The following is a 19,613-nucleotide window of genomic DNA, read 5'->3' on the forward strand; positions in this document are numbered from 1 at the left end:
GGGGCGGCGGGCGCGGGGGGGGGGGGGGGGGGGCGGCGCCGGGGGGGGGGCGGGGGGGCCGGGGGGGGGGGGGGGGGGGGGCGGGGGGGGGGGGGGGGGGGGGGGGGGGGGGGGGGGGGGGGGGGCCCGCCCCCCCCCCCACCCCCGCACCCCCGCACCGCCCGCGGGGACCCCTCGAACGGATACGCGTAGGCCCCGGGCGATTACCCGTGGCTTCGGTACCGCGTTGGCCGTGCATGAGCACGCTTCAGTCTTCAACGGGCCGAAGGCGCCTTCCGATGCCCCCGCATTTCGAAGAATCGGTTCGGCGACCGCTTCACCGTGAACCGGTGCGCGAGCAGCAGGCGCCCGATCCGCCGATCTACCGGGACCTGCTGGCCCGGTGGGCGGACGCCGGGCGGACGCTGCCCGGGCGGCGTGACCCGGAGTGGTCCCGGCTCACGTCCTCCCCGGTCTGGCCCTCCACGAGCAGCGGGCTGTACTGACCCGTCCGACGGCGGACCACGCGCCTCAGCGCGTCTCGGGCCCGGCCAGGTGGCGGGCGATGACCATGCGCTGGATCTGGTTGGTGCCCTCGACGATCTGGAGCACCTTCGCCTCGCGCATCAGGCGCTCGACGGGGAAGTCCGCGGTGTAGCCGTAGCCGCCGAGGATCTGCACCGCGTCCGTGGTGACGGCCATCGCCGCGTCCGTGCAGAACAGCTTGGCCATGGCCGCCTGCCGGGAGAACGGCTTGCCGGCGTCCCGCAGCCGCGCCGCCGCGAGGTACAGCGCCCTGCCCGCCTCGATCTTGGTGGCCATGTCGGCCAGCATGAACCGCAGCCCCTGGAAGTCCGCGATCGGGTGTCCGAACTGCTTGCGGTCCAGGGCGTACGTGAGCGCCTCGTCCAGTGCCGCCTGGGCGACGCCGATGGCGCAGGCGGCGATGCCCAGCCGTCCCGCGTCGAGCGCGGCCAGGGCGATGGAGAAGCCCTGCCCCTCCTCGCCGATGCGGCGGGAGTCGGGTACCCGTACGCCGTCGAAGTGCAGCTGGGCGGTGGGCGAGCCCTTCATGCCCATCTTCTTCTCGGGCACGGCGGCGGTGAGGCCGGCCGCGTCCCCGGGCACCAGGAAGGCGGTGATGCCCTTGGGGCCCTCGACGCCGGTACGGGCGAGGACGGTGTAGAAGTCGGCGACCCCGCCGTGGGTGATCCAGGCCTTGGTGCCGGTGATGACCCAGTCGTCGCCGTCGCGGACCGCCTTGGTGGTGAGCGAGGCGGCGTCGGAGCCGGCAGCCGGCTCGGAGAGGCAGTAGGCGCCCAGCAGGCCGCCGCCGAGCATCGCGGGCAGGTGCGCGGCCTGCTGTTCCTTGGTGCCGTAGCCGGCGAGGCCGTGGCAGGCCAGGGAGTGCACGCTGACGCCGAGGCCGACGGTCAGGCGGGCCGCGGCCAGCTCTTCCAGGACCTGGAGGTAGACCTCGTACGGCTGCTCGCCGCCGCCGTGCTCCCCAGGGTACGGAAGGCCGAGCAGCCCGGCCTCGGAGAGCAGCGTGAAGACCTCGCGGGGGAACCGTCCGGCGTCCTCCTCCTCGGCGGCGCGGGGGCGGATCTCGCGCTGGGCGATCTCGCGTACGAGGGCGAGGAGGTCGCGGGACTCCTCGGTGGGCAGCTGTCGGTCCACCGGCTGCGGGGCGCGGTCTGTCATGGCGGCGCTCTCCTCCATCTCGGGCACGGCGGCGGCGCGCGAGGTGTGGTGCGCGCAGCCGGGTCTCGGGCTCTGTGCAGCCGTTGCTGCCCTCCCGGGTCACGGAAGAGGCTGTTCAGCGGCTGCGGCGGCTTGAGTATGCCCGATCAGGGGCTTCCCGTCACCGGGGCAAGATCACCAGCCGGTTCGAACGGCTCTTCGACAGGGGGAGGTGCCGGACACTCCGGGGCGAACTCCTCGATCACCACCAATGTCGCGCGCAGCTGGCGTACCAGCAGGGTTCCGAGCCGGGCGCGTCCGGGCCGGTCCGGGGCGCTCGGCCCGCCGATCCATTCCAGGGTGGTCCCTTCGACCGCGGAGAGCCAGCCCACGAGGGCGAGGCGGGCGATCGGGGGGAGGTCGCGGTGTCCGTACGCGCCTTCGGCGATGGCGGCGACCAGCCTCGCGTACGGCGTCGCGGATGGAGAGCACCTCGGCGTCGGAGCCCACGCCTCCGGTGACGACGGTGCGGTAGGCGGCGCGGTGGTGCTCGGCGTAGCGGAAGTAGCCGTCGACGGTGCTGCGGACGCGCTCGACTCCGGGGAGGCCGGTGTCCTCGCCGGCGCGGGCGACGAGCCCGGCGACGGAGTCCTCGACGATGGCGAGGCAGGAGCCGCGCTTGCTTTGAAGTAGTAGCAGATCAGCCCTTCGGCGACACCGGCGTGCTGGGCGATGTCGTTCATGGAGAGCGCGTCGTGCGAGGTGTCGGCGAAGAACTTGCGGCCGACGACGATGAGTTCGGCCCTGCGCACCTGTGAACGGCCGGCGGCTGCACGCCGTTGACTGTCGTTCACATCCGGCCCCAGCCTCGAACTGTCACAGGACGGCCGGAGTATGGCAGACCTGCGTGCTGCGGCCGGGGCGCCCGTGGGCGACTACCGGGCGGGCGTCAGAGCCAGCCCACCTGGGTGACGAACATGGCGACGACGACCACGAGGGTCCAGCCGAGGACGTGCTCCAGCCAGGCGGAGTCCTCCTTGGGGCCCCCGGTGCGAGCGAGGCTCCCGGCGGGTGCGGATGCGGTCGGGGCGGCGGTTTCGGCAGTCATGGTGTCCAATGTGCCAGCGTTCGCGGCATTCGCGGTAGAGACGTGGGTCACTGGTGGCGCACGTCACGCGGCCGGGCCCCGGCCGCTCCGGCAGGTGCGCGGTGCGGTCGGGGCCCGGCGGCGGGTTGGGTCCGGCGCCGCCTTCGGTGTCAGGCCCGGGTGTCGCGGTTGCGGCCTGCCATGGCCGCCATCGCGAGGCCGAGGCAGAGTGCGACGCCGCCGGTGATCACGTTGCTGACCACGGAGCGCGTCACGTCCATCTCGCCGGCGATGGCCCAGGGGGCGATGATCGTCCAGGCGCCCAGGACGACTGCCGTCCACGCCATGGCATGGGTGCGCTCGTAGGCGGAGCCCAGGCCGCCCATGCACAGGCAGAACGCCAGGCCGACGATCAGGTTGTTGATCGCCAGCGGGGTCAGGACGCTGAATCCTGCGATCCACGGCGAGGCGGCCAGGTACAGGCCGGTTATCAGGGCCAGCGCCTCGACGGCCTGCGCGCGGGGAGTGCTGGTCACCCGCTCGAACCGAGTGCGCATCTCGGCGAGGTCGGGGTGGTGCTCGATGCTGGGATGGGTGGTCATGGCGGGCCGCCTCCTATGAGAAGCCTTTATGTGCCATTTACCCCATTATGGTCCGCTTATCCGGCCCACCTGGTCAACGGGCAATTTCGTCGCTTCCTCACAGCACGCCCACGGTCCGCAGGGCGAGGATCTGGCCGGGGGCCGGGAGTGCGGGGGCGTAGAGGTAGCAGACCCCGCCGCTGCCGGAGGCGATCTTCCCGGCGGCGGCCGTGCGCTTGGTGCGCAGCCAGACGTTCTCCCACTCGGCGCGCCGGTAGACGCGGCGGACGGACGGATTGTCCTGCGCGTGGGGGTCGTTGACGACCACGTCTCCGGTGGCGGTGAAGCCGACGACGGCCATGAGGTGGCCGGCCGTGCCGTAGCCCGCGCCGGTGAGCTCGTCCGCGCGGAAGGACGTGGAGGTGATGACGGGGATGCCGGCCCGCACCACCGTCTCCAGGTCGGTCATCGAGGCGAGGCGGGTGACGACCGCGGCGAGGCCGCTGTAGGTGGCGGCGTAGGCGGCGTTGAAGGACCAGTTGCCGCAGCCCCTGTAGGCGGCGTCGTAGGTGGAGCGGGCGGCGTGGCAGACCTGCGGGTCGGAATAGGTCGGGTTCACCCAGGCCAGGGCGGCGGGGTCGGCCTTGTGGCCGAAGTACTCGATGACCATCTGGGAGGAGGTGGGGCTGCACCAGGCCTCGCCGCCGTTGTCGTATTCGGGGTAGCGCCCGATGTGGGTCTGCTGCGAGTAGCGCGGGACCTTCAGCTCGTGGGCGGTGCCGGAGGGGCGGGAGGCGGGGACGGTGAACCGGTCGGGGACGGCGGAGGCCATCGCGCCCGCGAGCCGCACGGTGGGGCCGCCGGCTGCGCCCGGCCGGCGGTGGAGGGTCAGGCGCAGCTGCCATCCGGTGATCCGCAGGCCGTCGGCGGCGGCGGGCGCGTCGAGGGCCAGGGTGTCGGTCCAGACGGTGGAGCGGCCGTCGGTCTGGCCGTCCACCGAGGTGCGGCGGATGTCGGCGTCGCCGGAGGCCCACCGGCCCATCACGTACCAAGGGGTCGCGGCGCCGTCGGTGTAGGTGGCGCGCAGCTCGGTCTGGATCCAGGTGCCGGCCGGGGTATGGGCGTTCCAGGAGGCGACGGCCTCGGTGGCGGGCACCGTGGAGCGGTGCACCGGGGAGGTCCAGGTGGCGTACTCCCAGGTGCCCTTGCGGCCGGTGTGCGGGTCGGCGTACTCGGTGCGGCCGACGGCCGTACCGATCTGCAGGCCGGGGCGGGCGCCTGCGACGGCGGTGGTGCCCTGGTGGGTGCCGGCCCGCCAGTGGCCGTACGAGTACCAGAAGCGGTTGTCGACGGTAGGGCCCTGCGCGCGAGGGGCGGCTGCTGCCGGGGCGCCACCGCCGGGGACGGAGGCGGCGGTGGCCGCGGTGGCGACCGCGAGTGCGGCGACGAGTACGGCCCTGCGTGGCGTGGGTGCGGTCATCGCGTGGTCCCCCGGTGGGTCGGCGCTTCGGTGGTGTCACCCTTGCAGGTTCCCGGCGGCCGAAGGCCGAAGCCACGGGTCGTGTCGGACTTGTCTACGCTGGTCGGGTGGAGCCGCACCAGTCACTCGAATCCCTCGCACGGGAGCTCGCCGCCCTGCCGTGCTCCCTCGGCCCGGTGCGCCTGATCGGGATCGACGGGCACGCCGGTTCCGGGAAGAGCACCTTCGCGGGGCGGCTCGCCGATGCGCTGGGCGGGGCGCCCGTGCTGCACCTGGACGATGTCGCCAGCCACGAGGAGCTGTTCGGCTGGGAGGAGCGGCTGCGCACCCAGGTGCTGGAGCCCCTGGCCTGCGGGCGGCCCGCGCACTGGACCCCGTACGACTGGGTGGAGTGCCGCTTCGGGCCGGAGCGGGTGCTGGAGCCGGCGCCGGTGCTCCTGGTGGAGGGGGTCGGCGCGGGGCGGCGGGCGCTGCGGCCGCACCTGGCCCGGCTGCTGTGGATGGAGACCCCCCGCGCCCAGTCCTGGACGCGGGGCCGCGACCGGGACGGGCGTGAACTGTCCGACTTCTGGGACGGGTGGGAGCGCGCGGAGCGCGCGCACTTCTCCTGTGATCCTTCGCGCCCCTTCGCCGGCACCCTGGTACGCCAGAGCAGTACGGGATACGAGTGGTCTCCCGGGGCCGGAGCGACGGCTGGAACCTCCACTTTCCTCACCGACGGTGACCAACTCCCCCGGGCCTGAAACGGCCCCGGAATTCCGCCCCGCCGGGCCTGCGCCGACCCGCTTGACCTGGGCCCCGCAGCGGCCTTACGTTCTCGATGCGGCGCCTTTACCGGCCGCCGCACACACGATGCCCCCGGTTGTTCCCCCGTGACCGGGGGCATCGTTCTGCCCGCGACACCCTCCGCAGGGGTGCCGCGCGGGCCACGCGGACCCCGAACGTTCACCCTGTGTGACCACAGGGGCCCGGGGTACCCGCTCGAACCGGACCCGCCGCGCCCTACGTAAGGCGCGAAAGCGCAGGTACGATGCAGCCCTGATTTCAGCGACGCCAGGCGGGGGGCACCGGACAACTCGCGCGCTCGAAGCGGGGGTTGCCGCGCACCACGGGGCAGGCTTGTGGGGGACGTGATGGATTTCGGCACGCCGGGCAGCATGCACGCCCCGGCCGAACTCGCCTGGCTGCGAGGGGTCGACGCCTGCACCGTGGGCGCGTACCCGCAGGCCGAGGAGGAGTTCCGGACGGCTGTGCGGCTCGACCCCTCGATGGCCGACGCGTGGCTGGGCCTGCACGCGCTCCGGGTCGACACGGGCAACGCCCTCTTACGCATGTACGCGCACCGGGACCGCTTCGGCGAGCAGCGCGGCCGGCACCGCAGGACGCTGAACTCCTGGTACTGGCTGGGCTGGTGGGTGCAGCCGGTGCTGGAGAACCGGCGGGACCTGCTGCTCGCCCACGCCTCGCACTGGCTGGACGGCCGGCACGTGCCTGAGCTGGACCAGGCGCTCGCCGCGCTGCCGCCGGTGGACACCGATCCGCAGGTGCGGTTCCTGCACGCCTGCCGGGCCTATCTGGTCAAGGACTGGGAGCAGTTGGTCCGGCACACCGAGCCGCTGGTGAACGACCCGCTGCTGGGGATCGAGGCGGGGCTGTTCGGCGGGATGGCGCGGGTCCGGCTGGAGATGTACGGGCAGGCGGAGCCGATGCTGTCGGCAGCGCTGATGCGCTGCCGCAGCGAGCAGCCGCAGCGCAAGGAGCTGCGCTACTGGCTGGCCCGGGCGCACGAGGGCACGGGGCGCAGCGCGGCGGCGCTGCCGCTGTACCGGGCGGTGCACCGGGTGGACCCCTCGTTCATGGACACCGCGGCCCGGCTGACGGCCATCGAGGACGGCGACGACACCGACGGCATGGCCGATCTTGCGGGCCTGGCCGGGTACTCCGGGTACGGCGGCTACGCGGGCTACGGCCCGTCGCCGGTCGGCGGGGACTTCGCGGCGGTCGCCCTGGGCGGCGGCGGTCCCGTGCAGGACATCGCCCCGGACGGCCAGGCGGGCGCCGACCCGCTGGGTCCGCCCCCTCCCCCGCCGGGCCGGGTGGAGGGCGTACGGCGCAAGGTGCCCGTCCCGCCGCAGGGCTCGGCGGAGGGGCTGCCGGCCGGGCCGTCCGACCCGGCGGCGCTGGCCGAGGCGCTGGCGGAGCTGGAGCGGATGGTGGGCCTGGAGCCCGTCAAGCGGCAGGTGAAGGCCCTCTCGGCGCAGCTGCACATGGCGCGGCTGCGGGCGGGTCAGGGGCTGCCGGTGCAGCCGCCCAAACGGCACTTCGTGTTCTCCGGGCCCTCGGGCACCGGCAAGACGACCGTGGCCCGGATCCTGGGCCGGGTCTTCTACGCGCTGGGGCTGCTCGGCGGGGACCATCTGGTCGAGGCCCAGCGGGCCGACCTGGTGGGTGAGTTCCTGGGCCAGACGGCGGTGAAGGCCAACGAGCTGATCGACTCGGCGATCGGCGGGGTGCTGTTCGTGGACGAGGCGTACTCGCTGTCGAACACGGGCTACAGCAAGGGCGACGCGTACGGCGACGAGGCGCTGCAGGTGCTGCTGAAGCGTGCCGAGGACAACCGGGACCACCTGGTGGTGATCCTGGCGGGCTATCCGGCCGGCATGGACCGGCTGCTGGCGGCCAATCCGGGGCTGTCCTCCCGGTTCACCACGCGGGTGGACTTCCCCAGCTACCGGCCGTCGGAGCTGACCGCGATCGGCGGCGTGCTGGCCGACGCGAACGGGGACCACTGGGACGAGGAGGCCCTGGAGGAGCTGCGCAGCATCAGCGGGCACGTGGTGGAGCAGGGCTGGATCGACGAGCTGGGCAACGGCCGCTTCCTGCGGACCCTGTACGAGAAGAGCTGTGCGTACCGGGACCTGCGGCTGGCGGGCTTCGCGGGCGAGCCGTCGCGGGACGACCTGGCCACCCTCCGGCTGCCGGACCTGATGCAGGCGTACGGGGAGGTCCTGTCGGGCCGCGGGCCCCAGGAGCGGCCGGAGCCGCCCCTGTGAGCCCGGCGGGGCCGCCCCTGTGAGCCCGGCGGGGCCGGACGTGCCGCCGCGCGGCAGGCCCGGCCCCTCTCGGCTACGTGCGGCCGGCCGGCATCCGGTGGGCCGGGTCGCGGACTTCGCCCACCAGCATCTCCAGGACGTCTTCCAGGGCGACCAGGCCGAGGACCCGGCCGCTCTGGTCCGCGACCTGCGCCAGGTGGGTGGCGTCCCGGCGCATGACGCCGAGGGCGTCGTCCAGCGGGACGGTGGCGCACAGCGTGGTCATGCGGCGCCAGACCCGCTGGGGCACGGCGCGTTCCCGGTCCTCCAGGTCCAGTACGTCCTTGACGTGCAGGTAGCCCATGAAGGCGCCGCTGTCGGCGCGGACGGGGAACCGGGAGTAGCCGGTGCGCACGGTCAGCTGTTCGATCTGGCGCGGGGTGACGGCCGGGTCGACCGTGACCAGGCGGTCGCGGTCGAGGAGGACGTCGGTGACGGGGCGGCTGCCCAGTTCCAGCGCGTCCTCCAGCCGCTCCTGCTCGACCTGCTCCAGGAGCCCGGCCTGTCGGGAGTCCCTGAGGAGCCGGCCCAGCTGGGTGGAGGTGTAGGCGGCCTCGACCTCGTCCTTGGGCTCGACCCTGAAGAGCATCAGGACGAGCTTGGCGCAGGCGCCCAGCGCGGTGGTGACCGGCCCGCAGAGGCGGGCGAAGGCGACCAGGCCGGGGCTGAACCACAGGGCGGTCTTCTCGGGTGCGGCCATGGCGAGGTTCTTGGGGACCATCTCGCCGATGACCAGGTGCAGGAAGACCACGGCGGCGAGCGCGAGGGCGAAGCCGAGGGGGTGGACCAGGCCCTGGGGTACGTGGAGGGCGTGGAAGACGGGCTCCAGCAGCCGGGCCACGGTCGGTTCGGCGACCGCGCCGAGGGTGAGCGAGCAGACGGTGATGCCGAACTGCGCGGCGGCCATCATGCGGGGCAGGTTCTCCAGGCCGTGGAGCACCTGGCGGGCCCGCTTGGACTCGGCCGCGAGGGGCTCGATCTGGCTGCGCCGTACGGAGACGAGTGCGAACTCGGCGCCGACGAAGAAGCCGTTGGCGAGGACGAGGAGCAGGGCGAAGACGAGTTGGAGCGCGTTCACCGGGCGGCGCCTTCCAGCTCGGCGCGCTGCGGGGCGGCTTCGCCGTGGCGGCCGGAGCCGGGCACGGAGGCGCCGGCGGGGCCCGCGATCTGCCGGTACGCGCCGACGGCGGGTACGGCCGTCAGGCGGACCAGCCGGACGCGTTCCGCCCGGTTGCGGCCGACCCTGCGGACGGACAGCTTCCATCCGGGGAGGTCCGCGCGGTCACCGGGGGCGGGGATCCGGCCGAGCAGGTCGGCGACGAGGCCGGCGACGGTCTCGTAGGGGCCCTCGGGCACCTCCAGGCCTATCCGGCGCAGGGTCTGCACGCGGCAGCTGCCGTCGGCCTCCCAGGAGGGGCTGCCGTCCTCGGCGGTCACGGCGGCGAGTTCGGGGGTCTCGTCCTCGGCGAGGTCGTGCTCGTCGCGGACCTCCCCGACGAGTTCCTCCACGATGTCCTCCAGGGTGACGACGCCGGCGGTGCCGCCGTACTCGTCGACGACCACGGCCATCGGCTGCTCGCTGCGCAGCCGCTCCAGCAGCGGCTGCACCGGCAGGGAGCCGGGCACCAACAGCGGCGCGACGCAGATCCGGCCCACGGTGGTGCGGTCGCGTTCGGACTCGGGCACGGCGAGGGCGTCCTTGAGGTGGACCACGCCGGTGATCTCGTCGATGCGTTCGCGGTAGACCGGGAAGCGGGACAGGCCGGTGGCGCGGGTCAGGTTCAGCACGTCGGCCGCGGTGGCCGTGTACTGGAGGGCGCTGACCTTCACCCGGGGGGTCATGACGTGCTGGGCCGTGAGCTCGCCCAGCGACAGGGTCCGTACGAAGAGGTCGGCGGTGTCCTGTTCGAGGGCTCCGGCCTGGGCCGAATGGCGGACCAGGGAGACGAGTTCGCCCGGGGTGCGGGCGGAGGCCATCTCCTCGGTGGGCTCCACGCCCAGCGCCCGTACGAGCCGGTTGGCGACGGCGTTGAGGCCGGCGATGACCGGCCGGAAGGCGCGTGAGAAGGCGTTCTGCGGGCCTGCGACGAAGCGGGCCACCTGGAGGGGCCGGGAGACCGCCCAGTTCTTCGGGACGAGTTCGCCCACGACCATCTGGACGGCGGAGGCGAGCAGCACGCCGATGACGACGGCGACGCCGGAGACGGCTCCCTGCGGCAGGCCCGTCGCGGCGAGCGGCCCGGCCAGCAGCGCGGCCAGGGCGGGCTCGGCGAGCATGCCGACCACGAGGGAGGTGATGGTGATGCCGAGCTGGGTGCCGGAGAGCTGGAAGGACAGCTCCCGCAGGGCCTTGACGACCGTGCGGGCACGGCGGTCTCCGTCGGCTGCGGCGCGCTCCGCCTCGGGGCGTTCCACCGTGACGAGGCCGAACTCGGCCGCCACGAAGAATCCGTTGGCGAGGATCAGGGCGAACGCCGCGGCGAGCAGGAGCAGCGGGATGGTCATGCCGCCGCCTCCGGGGGGAGGGCGGCACGGGTATTACCGGACGATCCGTCCATTGCTGGAGGGAGTCACTCCTCGAGTCGCAGGTGCCCGCGGGCCTCGGGGTCCCGGGGCCGGTGGGAGGGCGCACGGCTGCGCCCCGCCACCAGGTTAGTCATTGAGGTCGCGGCCGCAACGGTACGCGGCGACGAGCGTCGGCGGGGTCAGTGGTCGTTTGTGCCGGTTCCATGGGTTTCGACCAGGGCGCGCAGCGCGCGCGCGTCGCTGATGGCCTGCTGCTTGGCCACGCCCGGCTGGATGCCCAGCGCGGGCAGGCTGGTGCCGTCGCTGAGGTCCAGGAACACCCACGGGTCACCGGGGCGGAGGTTGACCCGGAGGATCTCCGCCCAGGCCAGACGGCGGGTGTTGGTGAGGTTGACGACGGTGACGCCGTCCTCGTCCGCGGTCACCTTGGGACGGCTGAGCAGGACGAGTACGGAGCTCAGCAGGACGGCGGTGAAGACGAAGCTGATCCGCTCGCCGGGGCTGAGGTTCTCCAGCATCACGGCGATGGCGGTGATGGTGGCGAACATGGCGAGCCCGACGCCCAGCAGGACGGCCCGGGTGCGGGTCGGCCGGAAGGTGACCGGCAGGGTGGGCGGTACGGGCGGGGCGGCGGACTCGGCCATGGTGCGTTGCCTTCTGGGGTGGCGTACGGGCGAGGGGGAAGCGTGCCGGCGGGCACGCGGTCCTCAGAGGCGGCAGGCGTGGATCGAGGTGGTGAGGATCGCGCGGGCGCCGAGCTCGTACAGGTCGTCCATGATGCGCTGGGCCTCCTTGGCGGGGACCATGGCACGGACCGCGACCCAGCCCTCGTTGTGCAGCGGGGAGACGGTCGGCGACTCCAGGCCCGGGGTGAGGGCGACCGCGCGCTCAAGGTGCTCGGCGCGGCAGTCGTAGTCCATCATCACGTAGCTGCGGGCCACGAGGACGCCCTGCAGGCGGCGCAGGAACTGCTGCACCTGCGGGTCGTCGCCGTCGGCGCCGTTGCCGCGGATGACGACGGCCTCGGAGGTGAGGATCGGCTCGCCGATGACCTCCAGACCGGCGTTGCGCAGGCTGGTGCCGGTCTCGACGACGTCCGCGATGATCTGGGCGACGCCGAGCTGGATGGCGGTCTCGACGGCGCCGTCGAGGTGCACGACGGAGGCGTCGATGCCCTGGTCGGCCAGGTGCTTGGCGACGATTCCCTCGTACGAGGTCGCGATGGTCATCCCGGTGAAGTCCTGGGGGCCCTTCGCCGTGCCGGGGGTGGTGGCGTAGCGGAAGGTGGAGCGCCCGAAGTTCAGCGGGAGGATCTCCTCGGCGCTGGCGCCGGAGTCGAGCAGCAGGTCGCGGCCGGTGATGCCGATGTCGAGCTTGCCCGAGGAGACGTAGATCGCGATGTCCTTGGGGCGGAGGTAGAAGAACTCCACCTCGTTCTCGGGGTCGACGACCACGAGCTCCTTGGACTCCTTGCGCATCCGGTAGCCGGCCTCATGGAGCATCGCCGACGCCGGTCCGGAGAGTGAACCCTTGTTGGGGACGGCGATGCGCAGCATGGGGCTTCCTTTGATGCGTGGTGTACGTGGTGTGCGTGGTTTACGTGGGTGCGAAAGGGCGGATGTGCGGCCCCGACCCGGGCTCAGAGGTGCGCGTAGACGTCGTCGAGGGAGATCCCGCGCGCGACCATCATCACCTGGACGTGGTAGAGCAGCTGGGAGATCTCCTCGGCAGCGGCTTCCTTGCCCTCGTACTCGGCGGCCATCCAGACCTCGGCGGCTTCCTCGACGACCTTCTTGCCGATGGCATGGACGCCCTTGTGGACGAGCTCGGCGGTGCGGGAGGTGCTGGGGTCGCCTTCGACGGCCTTGTGCTGGAGCTCGGTGAAGAGCTCTTCGAAGGTCTTGGAGGGTTTGTTCGCCATGATGTCCTTAGAGTAAGGGCTCACCCGGGTGTCCCGGTGCCGGGGTTCACTCCTTGGACTAACGCCACGGCTCGCTGACGGTGCGCAGGGTCATGGCGGTGGAGACGGCGGCGGTGACCGCTTCGTGACCCTTGTCCTCGTTCGACCCTTCGAGTCCGGCACGGTCCAGCGCCTGCTCGTCGTTGTCGCAGGTCAGTACGCCGAAGCCGACGGGGACCCCGGTGTCGATGGACACCTGGACCAGGCCCTGGGTGACGCCCTGGCAGACGTAGTCGAAGTGCGGGGTGCCGCCGCGGATGACCACGCCGAGGGCGACGATGGCGTCGTAGCCGCGCCCGGCCAGGACCTTCGCCACGACCGGGAGCTCGAAGCTGCCGGGGACGCGGAGCAGGGTGGGCTCGTCGATGCCCAGCTCGTGCAGGGCCCGCAGGGCGCCGTCGACCAGTCCGTCCATGACCTTCTCGTGCCACTGGGCCGCGATCACGGCGACTCGCAGGTCTCCGCAGTTCTTCACGCTCAGTTCGGGTGCGCCCTTGCCGCTCACAGCTCTGCTCCTCGGTGGTTCGTGGATGGTGGATGTACGTACGGGTGGTGGTGCGTGCTTACTGGTTGCCGCAGGCGGACGTGGTCACGGCCCCGTCCAGCCAGGGCAGGTCGTGGCCCATCCGGTCCCGCTTGGTGCGCAGGTACCGCAGATTGTGCTCGCCCGCCTCGACCGGCATGGCCTCGCGGCTGGTGACCGTGATGCCGTGCCGTTCCAGGGCGGCGGACTTGTCGGGGTTGTTGGTCAGCAGCCGGACGCTGTGCACGCCGAGGTCGGCGAGGATCTGCGCGCCGGCGGCGTAGTCGCGGGCGTCGGCGGGCAGGCCCAGCTCCAGGTTGGCGTCGAGGGTGTCGCGGCCGCGTTCCTGGAGCTCGTAGGCGCGCAGCTTGGACAGCAGTCCGATGCCGCGGCCCTCGTGGCCGCGCAGGTAGACGACGACGCCGCGGCCCTCGGTGTTGATGCGCTCCATGGAGGCGTGCAGCTGGGGGCCGCAGTCGCAGCGCTGGGAGGCGAAGATGTCGCCCGTCAGGCACTCGGAGTGCATGCGGACCAGGATGTCGGAGCCGTCGCCGATCTCGCCGTGGACGAGGGCGACGTGTTCGACGCCGTCGACGGTGGAGCGGTAGCCGTGTGCGGTGAAGTCGCCGAAGGCGGTCGGCAGGTTGACCTCGGCCTCGCGGCGGACGGTGGGTTCGGCGGAGCGGCGGTAGGCGATCAGGTCCTCGATGGAGATGATCGTCAGGCCGTGCTTGCGGGCGAAGGGGATCAGCTCGGGCAGGCGCAGCATGACGCCGTCCTCGCCGGCGATCTCCACGATGGCGCCGGCCGGGCGCAGGCCGGCAAGGCGGGCGAGGTCGACGGCGGCCTCGGTGTGGCCGTTGCGGACCAGGACGCCGCCGGGCTTGGCGCGCAGGGGGAAGATGTGGCCGGGGCGGACGAAGTCGCCGGGGCCGCTGACTCCGTCGGCGAGAAGGCGCAGGGTGGTGGCGCGGTCGGCGGCGGAGATGCCGGTGGAGACGCCGTGGGCGGCGCTCGCGTCGACGGAGACGGTGAAGGCGGTCTTCATCGACTCGGTGTTGTTCTGGACCATCTGCGGGAGTTCGAGGCGGTCCAGCTCCGGGCCCTCCATGGGGGCGCAGATCAGGCCGCGGCACTCGCTCATCATGAAGGCGACGATCTCGGGGGTGGCCTTCTCGGCGGCGATGACGAGGTCACCCTCGTTCTCGCGGTCCTCGTCGTCGACGACGACGACGGGCCGGCCCGCAGCGATGTCGCGGATGGCCTGCTCGACGGGGTCGAGGCGGAAGGTCTCTTCGGGGATGTCGGGCACGGGCTTGAGGGTGGTCATGCCGCTGCTCCTTCGAGGGCCGGGGCGGGAGTGGTGCGGGAGCGCTGGTACCAGTCGTAGGCGCCCCACACCACGAGGGCGAAGTAGACGACGTAGACCAGTCCGGAGAAGGCCAGTCCGCCGCTGAAGGCGAGGGGGACGCCGACGAGGTCGACGAGGAGCCAGGCGAACCAGAACTCGACGAGGCCGCGGGCCTGCGCCACCATCGCGACGATGGTGCCGACGAAGATGTAGGCGTCGGCCCAGGGGCTCCAGGACAGCGACGGGTAGAGCGTGAAGAGGCCGCCGACGGCGAGGGTGCCGAGGGCCGCTCCGCCGAGGAGCAGTCCGCGCTCGGCCCAGGTGGCGGTGCGTACGGCGATGGAACCGTCCTGGGCCTGCTGCTTGCCGCGGTGCCAGGCGGTCCAGCCGAAGACGGCCACGCCGATGACGAGGAGCTGCTTGCCGACGCCGCCGGCGAGGTGCGCGGAGGCGTAGGCGGCGATGAGGATCAGTCCGGAGAGGAGCTGGGCGGGCCAGGTCCATATGGAGCGGCGCCAGCCGAGGGCGAGTGCGGCCAGGCCCATCAGGTTGCCGATCATGTCGGACCAGATGACCTTCTGGCCGAAGACGGTGAAGGCCTCCGCGTTGAGCCAGGTCAGGGCGGTCACCGGGCTTCTCCCGCCGGGTCTGCGCGCAGCGGGTCCACGCCGGCGGCGAGGAGGCGTTCGACGTACTTGGCGAGGACGTCGACCTCTAGGTTGACCGGGTCGCCGGGCTGCTTGATGCCGAGGGTGGTCAGCGCGAGGGTGGTGGGGATGAGGCTGATGGTGAACCAGTCGGCGGCGGCCTCGACCACGGTGAGGCTGACGCCGTCGACGGTGATGGAGCCCTTCTCGACGACGTAGCGGGAGAGGTTCCGCGGGAGGGCGACCTTGACGATCTCCCAGTGCTCGGAGGGGGTGCGGGAGAGGATCTCGCCGGTGCCGTCCACGTGCCCTTGGACCAGGTGGCCGCCGAGCCGTCCGCCGAGGGCCATGGGGCGCTCCAGGTTGACGCGGGAGCCCGTGGCCAGGGCGCCGAGGCTGGAGCGGTTGAGCGTCTCCTGCATGACGTCGGCGGTGAACTCGCCGTCGGCGGTCTCCACGACGGTCAGGCAGACGCCGTTGACGGCGATGGAGTCGCCGTGCTTGGCGTCCTCGGTGACGAGGGGGCCGCGCAGCCGGAAGCGGGAGGCTTCCTGGAGCGGCTCGACGGCGGTGACCTCGCCCAGTTCTTCGACGATTCCGGTGAACACTCAGTGCTCCTTGGGGGCGGTGGCGGGAAGGGCGGTGATGCGCAGATCGGGGCCCACGCGGACGGCCTCGGTGATGTCGAGGCGCAGGGCGTGGGAGATGTTCGTGACGCCCGCATCGGCGAGGGCGGCGGGGCCGGCGCCGAGCAGGGCGGGGGCGATGTAGCCGACGACGCGGTCGACGGTGCCGTTTTCGAGGAAGGCGCCCGCGAGGGTGGGGCCTCCTTCGAGGAGGAGGGAGCGCACGCCGCGGGCGTACAGCTGTGCGAGGAGCCGGTCGACGGGGATGCGTCCGTCGTGCAGGGGCAGCCGGAGCAGGTCGACGCCTGGCAGGTGACTGGTGTCGGCGTCCTCGGCGACGACGAGCAGCGTGGGCGCGGCGTCGTCGAGGATGCGGGCGGTCGGCCGGAGGCCGGCGCGGGTGTCGAGGGCCACGCGCAGGGGCTGGGTGGCGCCGTCGATGCCGCGGACGGCCAGGTGCGGGTCGTCGGCGCGCAGGGTGCCGCCGCCGACCAGGACGGCGTCGGCCTCGGCGCGCAGCCGGTGGACGTCCGCGCGGGACTCGGCGGAGCTGATCCAGCGGCTGCTGCCGTCGGCGGCGGCGCTGCGGCCGTCGAGGGTGGCGGCGTACTTCCAGGTCACGTGGGGCCGGCCGAGGCGTACGGAGGTCAGCCAGGCGGTGTTGACGGCCTCGGCCTCGGCCTGGAGCAGCCCGGCCGAGGTGTCGATCCCGGCGGCGCGCAGGGTGGCGCCGCCGCCGCTGGCCTGCGGGTTCGGGTCGGGGACGGCGTAGACGACGCGGGCGATGCCGGCGTCGGCGAGGGCCTGCGCGCAGGGGCCCGTACGGCCGGTGTGGTTGCAGGGTTCGAGGGTGACGTAGGCGGTGCCGCCGCGGGCCGCCGCGCCTGCGGCGCGCAGGGCGTGGACCTCGGCGTGCGGGCCGCCGGCCCGCTGGTGCCAGCCCTCGCCGACGACGGTGCCGGAGGGGTCGGTGATGACGCAGCCGACAACCGGGTTGGGGCTGGTGGAGCCGAGTCCGCGGGCGGCGAGCTCGACGGCCCGTCGCATGGCACGGGTACCCGCGTCGGGTGCGGGTGCTGCGTGCTCGGCGTGTGTCGCCACCGGGTCCTCCTGCCTCATCGGGCACGGACTCCGGGGCCTGTCGGGATACGACAGATGAAGCGGAACAGCTCACGCGGGGACGCCGAGGCCGGAGAAACGGTTCGACCGGGCACATCCGCAGGGATGCGCCGATGAACCGCCGACGGCGGCGTACCGGTGACTGGCCCGCCGCGCACTGCCTCCCATCCGGACTTTAACCGTCGGTCCAGGAATTTCACCTGGTCAACCGGCCGCTGGCTGCGGACGGGTCGCGGACTATACCGCCGGTTCGGAATTACACCGACCCCGGAGTGCGCTGCTACTGGTACTCCAGCCAGTTTGCCACGGCCGATCGCCCGCCATGCGGGTGATGTGGTGTGGCCTGGCTCACAGAGGGTGACTCCGGGGCCACCCGGGGGCGGACCGGGACAAGCGGCAAGCGCTGTTGGTCCAGACCTATTGACGGGTTGGTCTAGTCCTCTTAACGTTCCCTTCATCTTCCCGGGAACAGCCCGTCAGATGTGCGCACGTCACGGGCCAACAAGCTTCTGCACCCGTCACGTTGCTCCATGTTGTGTCCACTTGTTCCCTGCATCCTCCCCTCCCCAGGAGGCACAATGCCGTCCCCCACACGTACGAGAGCGATGCTCCTGGCATCCGGCGCCGCAATCGCCGGACTGCTGGTCGGCGGGCTCTCGGCGGGCGTCTCGCACGCGGCCGACAACGAGAGCTGCCGCCCCGACGGCCTCTACAAGACGGCCGGCGTCGACGTTCCCTACTGCTCGGTCTACGACTCCGAGGGCCGCGAGAAGATGGGCGCCGACCACCAGCGCCGCGTCATCGGATACTTCACCGGCTGGCGCACGGGCAAGGACGGCGCCCCCGCCTACCTGGCCAACAACATCCCGTGGTCCAAGGTCACCCACCTGAACTACGCCTTCGCCCACGTGGGGGCCGACAACAAGATCTCGGTCGGCACCGACAACGCGAACAACGCCGCCACCGGAATGACCTGGCCGGGCGTCGCGGGAGCCGAGATGGACCCGGCGCTCCCCTACAAGGGCCACTTCAACCTGCTGAACAAATTCAAGAAGCAGTACCCCGACGTCAAGACGCTCATCTCGGTCGGCGGCTGGGCCGAGACCGGCGGCTACTTCGGCGACGACGGCAACCGGGTCGCCTCCGGCGGCTTCTACTCGATGGCCACCAACGCCGACGGCTCCGTCAACCAGGCCGGCATCGACACCTTCGCCCAGTCCTCGGTCGACTTCATCCGCGCGTACGGGTTCAACGGCGTCGACATCGACTACGAGTACCCCACCACGATGAAGGACGCGGGCAACCCGCTCGACTGGCAGCTGTCCAACGCCCGCCGAGCCGGCCTGGTCCAGGGCTACGCGGCCCTGATGAAGTCCCTGCGCGAGAAGCTCGACCGCGCCGGCGCCGCCGACGGCAAGCACTACCTGCTGACCGTCGCCGCCCCCTCCTCCGGCTACCTGCTGCGGGGCATGGAGACGTTCCAGGTCCAGAAGTACCTGGACTACGTCAACATCATGTCCTACGACCTGCACGGCGCCTGGAACGAGTACGTCGGCCCCAACGCCTCGCTCTTCGACGACGGCAAGGACGCCGAACTGGCCGCCGCGGGCGTCTACTCCACCTCCCAGTACGGCGGCATCGGCTACCTCAACACCGACTGGGCCTACCACTACTTCCGCGGCTCCATGCCGGGCGGCCGCATCAACATCGGCCTGCCCTACTACACCCGCGGCTTCAAGAACGTGCAGGGCGGCACCGACGGCCTGTGGGGCAAGGCCCCCGCGACCAACTGCCCGGCCGGCGCGGGCCTGACCAAGTGCGGTGACGGCGCGGTCGGCATCGACAACCTGTGGCACGACAAGGACACCAACGGGGCCGAGTCCCCGGCTGGCTCCAACCCGATGTGGCACGCCAAGAACCTGGAGAAGGGGGTCGTCGGCGACTACGTCACCCAGTACGGCTTCCCGGCGAACACCACCCTGACCGGCACCTACGCCCGCAAGTACGACTCCACCCTGGTGGCGCCGTGGCTGTGGAACGCGCAGAAGAAGGTCTTCCTCTCCACCGAGGACGAGCAGTCGGTGGGCGCCAAGGCCGACTACGTGGTGGACAAGGGCATCGGCGGCACGATGGTCTGGGAGCTCGCGGGCGACTACTCGTACAACGCGGCCAAGGGCCAGTACGAGATGGGCGACACGCTTACCGACACGATGTACCAGAAGTTCAAGTCGGCCTCCCCGTACGGCGCGAAGAAGGCGGGCTCGACCCTGCCGACCCAGGCCGTGGACATCAAGACGGAGTTCACCGAGTTCAAGCTCGGCGACTCCAACTACCCGCTGACCCCGAAGCTGAAGATCACCAACAACACCGCTTCCACCCTCCCCGGCGGCACCGAGTTCCAGTTCGACTACGGCACCTCGGCCCCGAACAACGCCTCCGACCAGTCCGGCTTCGGCACGGCCGTGATCAGCAGCGGCCACACCGGCACCAACGTCGGCGGTCTCAAGGGCGACTTCCAGCGGGTCTCCCTGAAGCTGCCCGCCTGGCAGACGCTCGCCCCGGGCGCCTCCGTCGACCTGGCGTTCAACTACTACCTGCCGGTGTCCACCCCCTCCAACTGGACGGTGAACATCTCCGGCACCACCTACGCCCTCGCCGGGGACCTGGCCCGCGGTACGACCCTGGTCCAGCCCGGCGGCGGCTCCCAGCCCCCGACCACTCCCCCCACCACACCGCCGACCACGCCGCCGCCCACAGGCGGGACCTGCACCAACCCGGCGTACGCCGCGGGCACGGTCTACAACAGCGGCAACGTCGTCTCCCACAAGGGCCGCAACTACAAGGCCCAGTGGTGGACGCAGAACGAGGAACCCGGCACCACGGGCGACTGGGGCGTCTGGAAGGACCAGGGCGCCTGCTGAGAACGTGAGGACCCGGTGGCCCGGCGGCCGCCGGGTCC

At 72.2% G+C, this 19,613-nt stretch carries 18 protein-coding genes, 1 pseudogene and 1 riboswitch; of the genes and pseudogenes, 4 read left to right on the forward strand and 15 right to left on the reverse strand.

Features of this window, described 5'->3' with window-relative positions; all coding sequences use genetic code 11:
* The first annotated feature begins 329 nt into the window (after positions 1-329).
* On the forward strand, positions 330-485 hold the full coding sequence (locus ACFWFZ_RS15175; RefSeq protein ID WP_387122115.1) for a hypothetical protein: 156 nt from the start codon (positions 330-332) through the stop codon (positions 483-485).
* A gap of 25 nt (positions 486-510) precedes the next feature.
* Here ACFWFZ_RS15175 and ACFWFZ_RS15180 read toward each other — a convergent pair whose 3' ends face one another.
* The 5 genes and pseudogenes from ACFWFZ_RS15180 to ACFWFZ_RS15200 form a co-directional block, all read right to left on the reverse strand.
* Positions 511-1,683, reverse strand: a complete 1,173-nt coding sequence (locus ACFWFZ_RS15180) for an acyl-CoA dehydrogenase (protein WP_387122118.1) — start codon at positions 1,681-1,683, stop codon at positions 511-513.
* Positions 1,684-1,829: 146 nt separating this feature from the next.
* Positions 1,830-2,516 (reverse strand): annotated as a pseudogene (locus ACFWFZ_RS15185) (TetR/AcrR family transcriptional regulator).
* 95 nt (positions 2,517-2,611) lie between these two features.
* Positions 2,612-2,770: an SCO1431 family membrane protein gene (locus tag ACFWFZ_RS15190; RefSeq protein WP_387122121.1), complete on the reverse strand. Its 159-nt coding sequence runs from the start codon at positions 2,768-2,770 to the stop codon at positions 2,612-2,614.
* A 149-nt stretch (positions 2,771-2,919) separates the two neighbouring features.
* Positions 2,920-3,351, reverse strand: coding sequence for an SPW repeat protein (locus tag ACFWFZ_RS15195; protein ID WP_387122124.1), 432 nt, complete (start codon positions 3,349-3,351; stop codon positions 2,920-2,922).
* Between the two features lie 97 nt (positions 3,352-3,448).
* Positions 3,449-4,810 carry a peptidase C39 family protein gene (locus tag ACFWFZ_RS15200; RefSeq protein WP_387122127.1) on the reverse strand — a complete coding sequence of 454 codons (1,362 nt, stop codon included), beginning with the start codon at positions 4,808-4,810 and terminating at the stop codon, positions 3,449-3,451.
* Positions 4,811-4,917: 107 nt separating this feature from the next.
* On the opposite strand from ACFWFZ_RS15200, the gene ACFWFZ_RS15205 reads away from it, so the two are divergent.
* Together ACFWFZ_RS15205 and ACFWFZ_RS15210 are read left to right on the forward strand one after the other, a co-directional pair.
* Complete coding sequence (locus ACFWFZ_RS15205; RefSeq protein ID WP_387122130.1) at positions 4,918-5,553, forward strand: uridine kinase; 636 nt, start codon at positions 4,918-4,920, stop codon at positions 5,551-5,553.
* A 390-nt stretch (positions 5,554-5,943) separates the two neighbouring features.
* Positions 5,944-7,863, forward strand: coding sequence for an AAA family ATPase (locus ACFWFZ_RS15210; protein ID WP_387122133.1), 1,920 nt, complete (start codon positions 5,944-5,946; stop codon positions 7,861-7,863).
* Positions 7,864-7,936: 73 nt separating this feature from the next.
* On the opposite strand, the gene ACFWFZ_RS15215 is transcribed toward ACFWFZ_RS15210, so the two are convergent.
* From ACFWFZ_RS15215 to ribD, 10 genes are all read right to left on the reverse strand, one after another.
* Entirely contained in the window at positions 7,937-8,980 is a 1,044-nt protein-coding gene (locus tag ACFWFZ_RS15215) for a hemolysin family protein (protein ID WP_387122136.1), read from the reverse strand.
* A complete protein-coding gene (locus tag ACFWFZ_RS15220; protein WP_387122139.1) occupies positions 8,977-10,407 on the reverse strand; it encodes a hemolysin family protein in 1,431 nt (476 codons plus the stop codon). The genes ACFWFZ_RS15215 and ACFWFZ_RS15220 overlap by 4 nt, the downstream gene beginning before the upstream one ends.
* Before the next feature lie 200 nt (positions 10,408-10,607).
* Positions 10,608-11,072, reverse strand: coding sequence for a PH domain-containing protein (locus tag ACFWFZ_RS15225; RefSeq protein WP_387122142.1), 465 nt, complete (start codon positions 11,070-11,072; stop codon positions 10,608-10,610).
* 63 nt (positions 11,073-11,135) lie between these two features.
* Positions 11,136-11,984 carry an ATP phosphoribosyltransferase gene (gene hisG, locus ACFWFZ_RS15230; protein WP_387122145.1) on the reverse strand — a complete coding sequence of 283 codons (849 nt, stop codon included), beginning with the start codon at positions 11,982-11,984 and terminating at the stop codon, positions 11,136-11,138.
* Between the two features lie 83 nt (positions 11,985-12,067).
* A complete protein-coding gene (locus tag ACFWFZ_RS15235) occupies positions 12,068-12,349 on the reverse strand; it encodes a phosphoribosyl-ATP diphosphatase (protein WP_030028827.1) in 282 nt (93 codons plus the stop codon).
* 58 nt (positions 12,350-12,407) lie between these two features.
* Positions 12,408-12,893: a 6,7-dimethyl-8-ribityllumazine synthase gene (ribH, locus tag ACFWFZ_RS15240; protein ID WP_007262951.1), complete on the reverse strand. Its 486-nt coding sequence runs from the start codon at positions 12,891-12,893 to the stop codon at positions 12,408-12,410.
* Positions 12,894-12,951: 58 nt separating this feature from the next.
* Positions 12,952-14,241, reverse strand: a complete 1,290-nt coding sequence (locus ACFWFZ_RS15245) for a bifunctional 3,4-dihydroxy-2-butanone-4-phosphate synthase/GTP cyclohydrolase II (protein ID WP_387122147.1) — start codon at positions 14,239-14,241, stop codon at positions 12,952-12,954.
* Complete coding sequence (locus tag ACFWFZ_RS15250) at positions 14,238-14,891, reverse strand: nicotinamide riboside transporter PnuC (protein WP_387122150.1); 654 nt, start codon at positions 14,889-14,891, stop codon at positions 14,238-14,240. Before ACFWFZ_RS15250 ends, ACFWFZ_RS15245 begins: the two co-directional genes overlap by 4 nt.
* Positions 14,888-15,517 (reverse strand): riboflavin synthase, encoded by a 630-nt coding sequence (locus tag ACFWFZ_RS15255; RefSeq protein ID WP_387122153.1) that lies wholly within the window; start codon positions 15,515-15,517, stop codon positions 14,888-14,890. Before ACFWFZ_RS15255 ends, ACFWFZ_RS15250 begins: the two co-directional genes overlap by 4 nt.
* Positions 15,518-16,654 carry a bifunctional diaminohydroxyphosphoribosylaminopyrimidine deaminase/5-amino-6-(5-phosphoribosylamino)uracil reductase RibD gene (gene ribD / locus ACFWFZ_RS15260; protein ID WP_387122156.1) on the reverse strand — a complete coding sequence of 379 codons (1,137 nt, stop codon included), beginning with the start codon at positions 16,652-16,654 and terminating at the stop codon, positions 15,518-15,520. It abuts the gene before it with no gap.
* 150 nt (positions 16,655-16,804) lie between these two features.
* A riboswitch (FMN riboswitch) is annotated at positions 16,805-16,934 on the reverse strand.
* Between the two features lie 298 nt (positions 16,935-17,232).
* Here ribD and ACFWFZ_RS15265 point away from each other — a divergent pair.
* Entirely contained in the window at positions 17,233-19,575 is a 2,343-nt protein-coding gene (locus ACFWFZ_RS15265) for a chitinase C-terminal domain-containing protein (protein ID WP_387122159.1), read from the forward strand.
* Positions 19,576-19,613: the final 38 nt, after the last annotated feature.

Source organism: Streptomyces sp. NPDC060232 (assembly GCF_042726555.1).
In the GTDB taxonomy this organism is placed as follows: domain Bacteria; phylum Actinomycetota; class Actinomycetes; order Streptomycetales; family Streptomycetaceae; genus Streptomyces.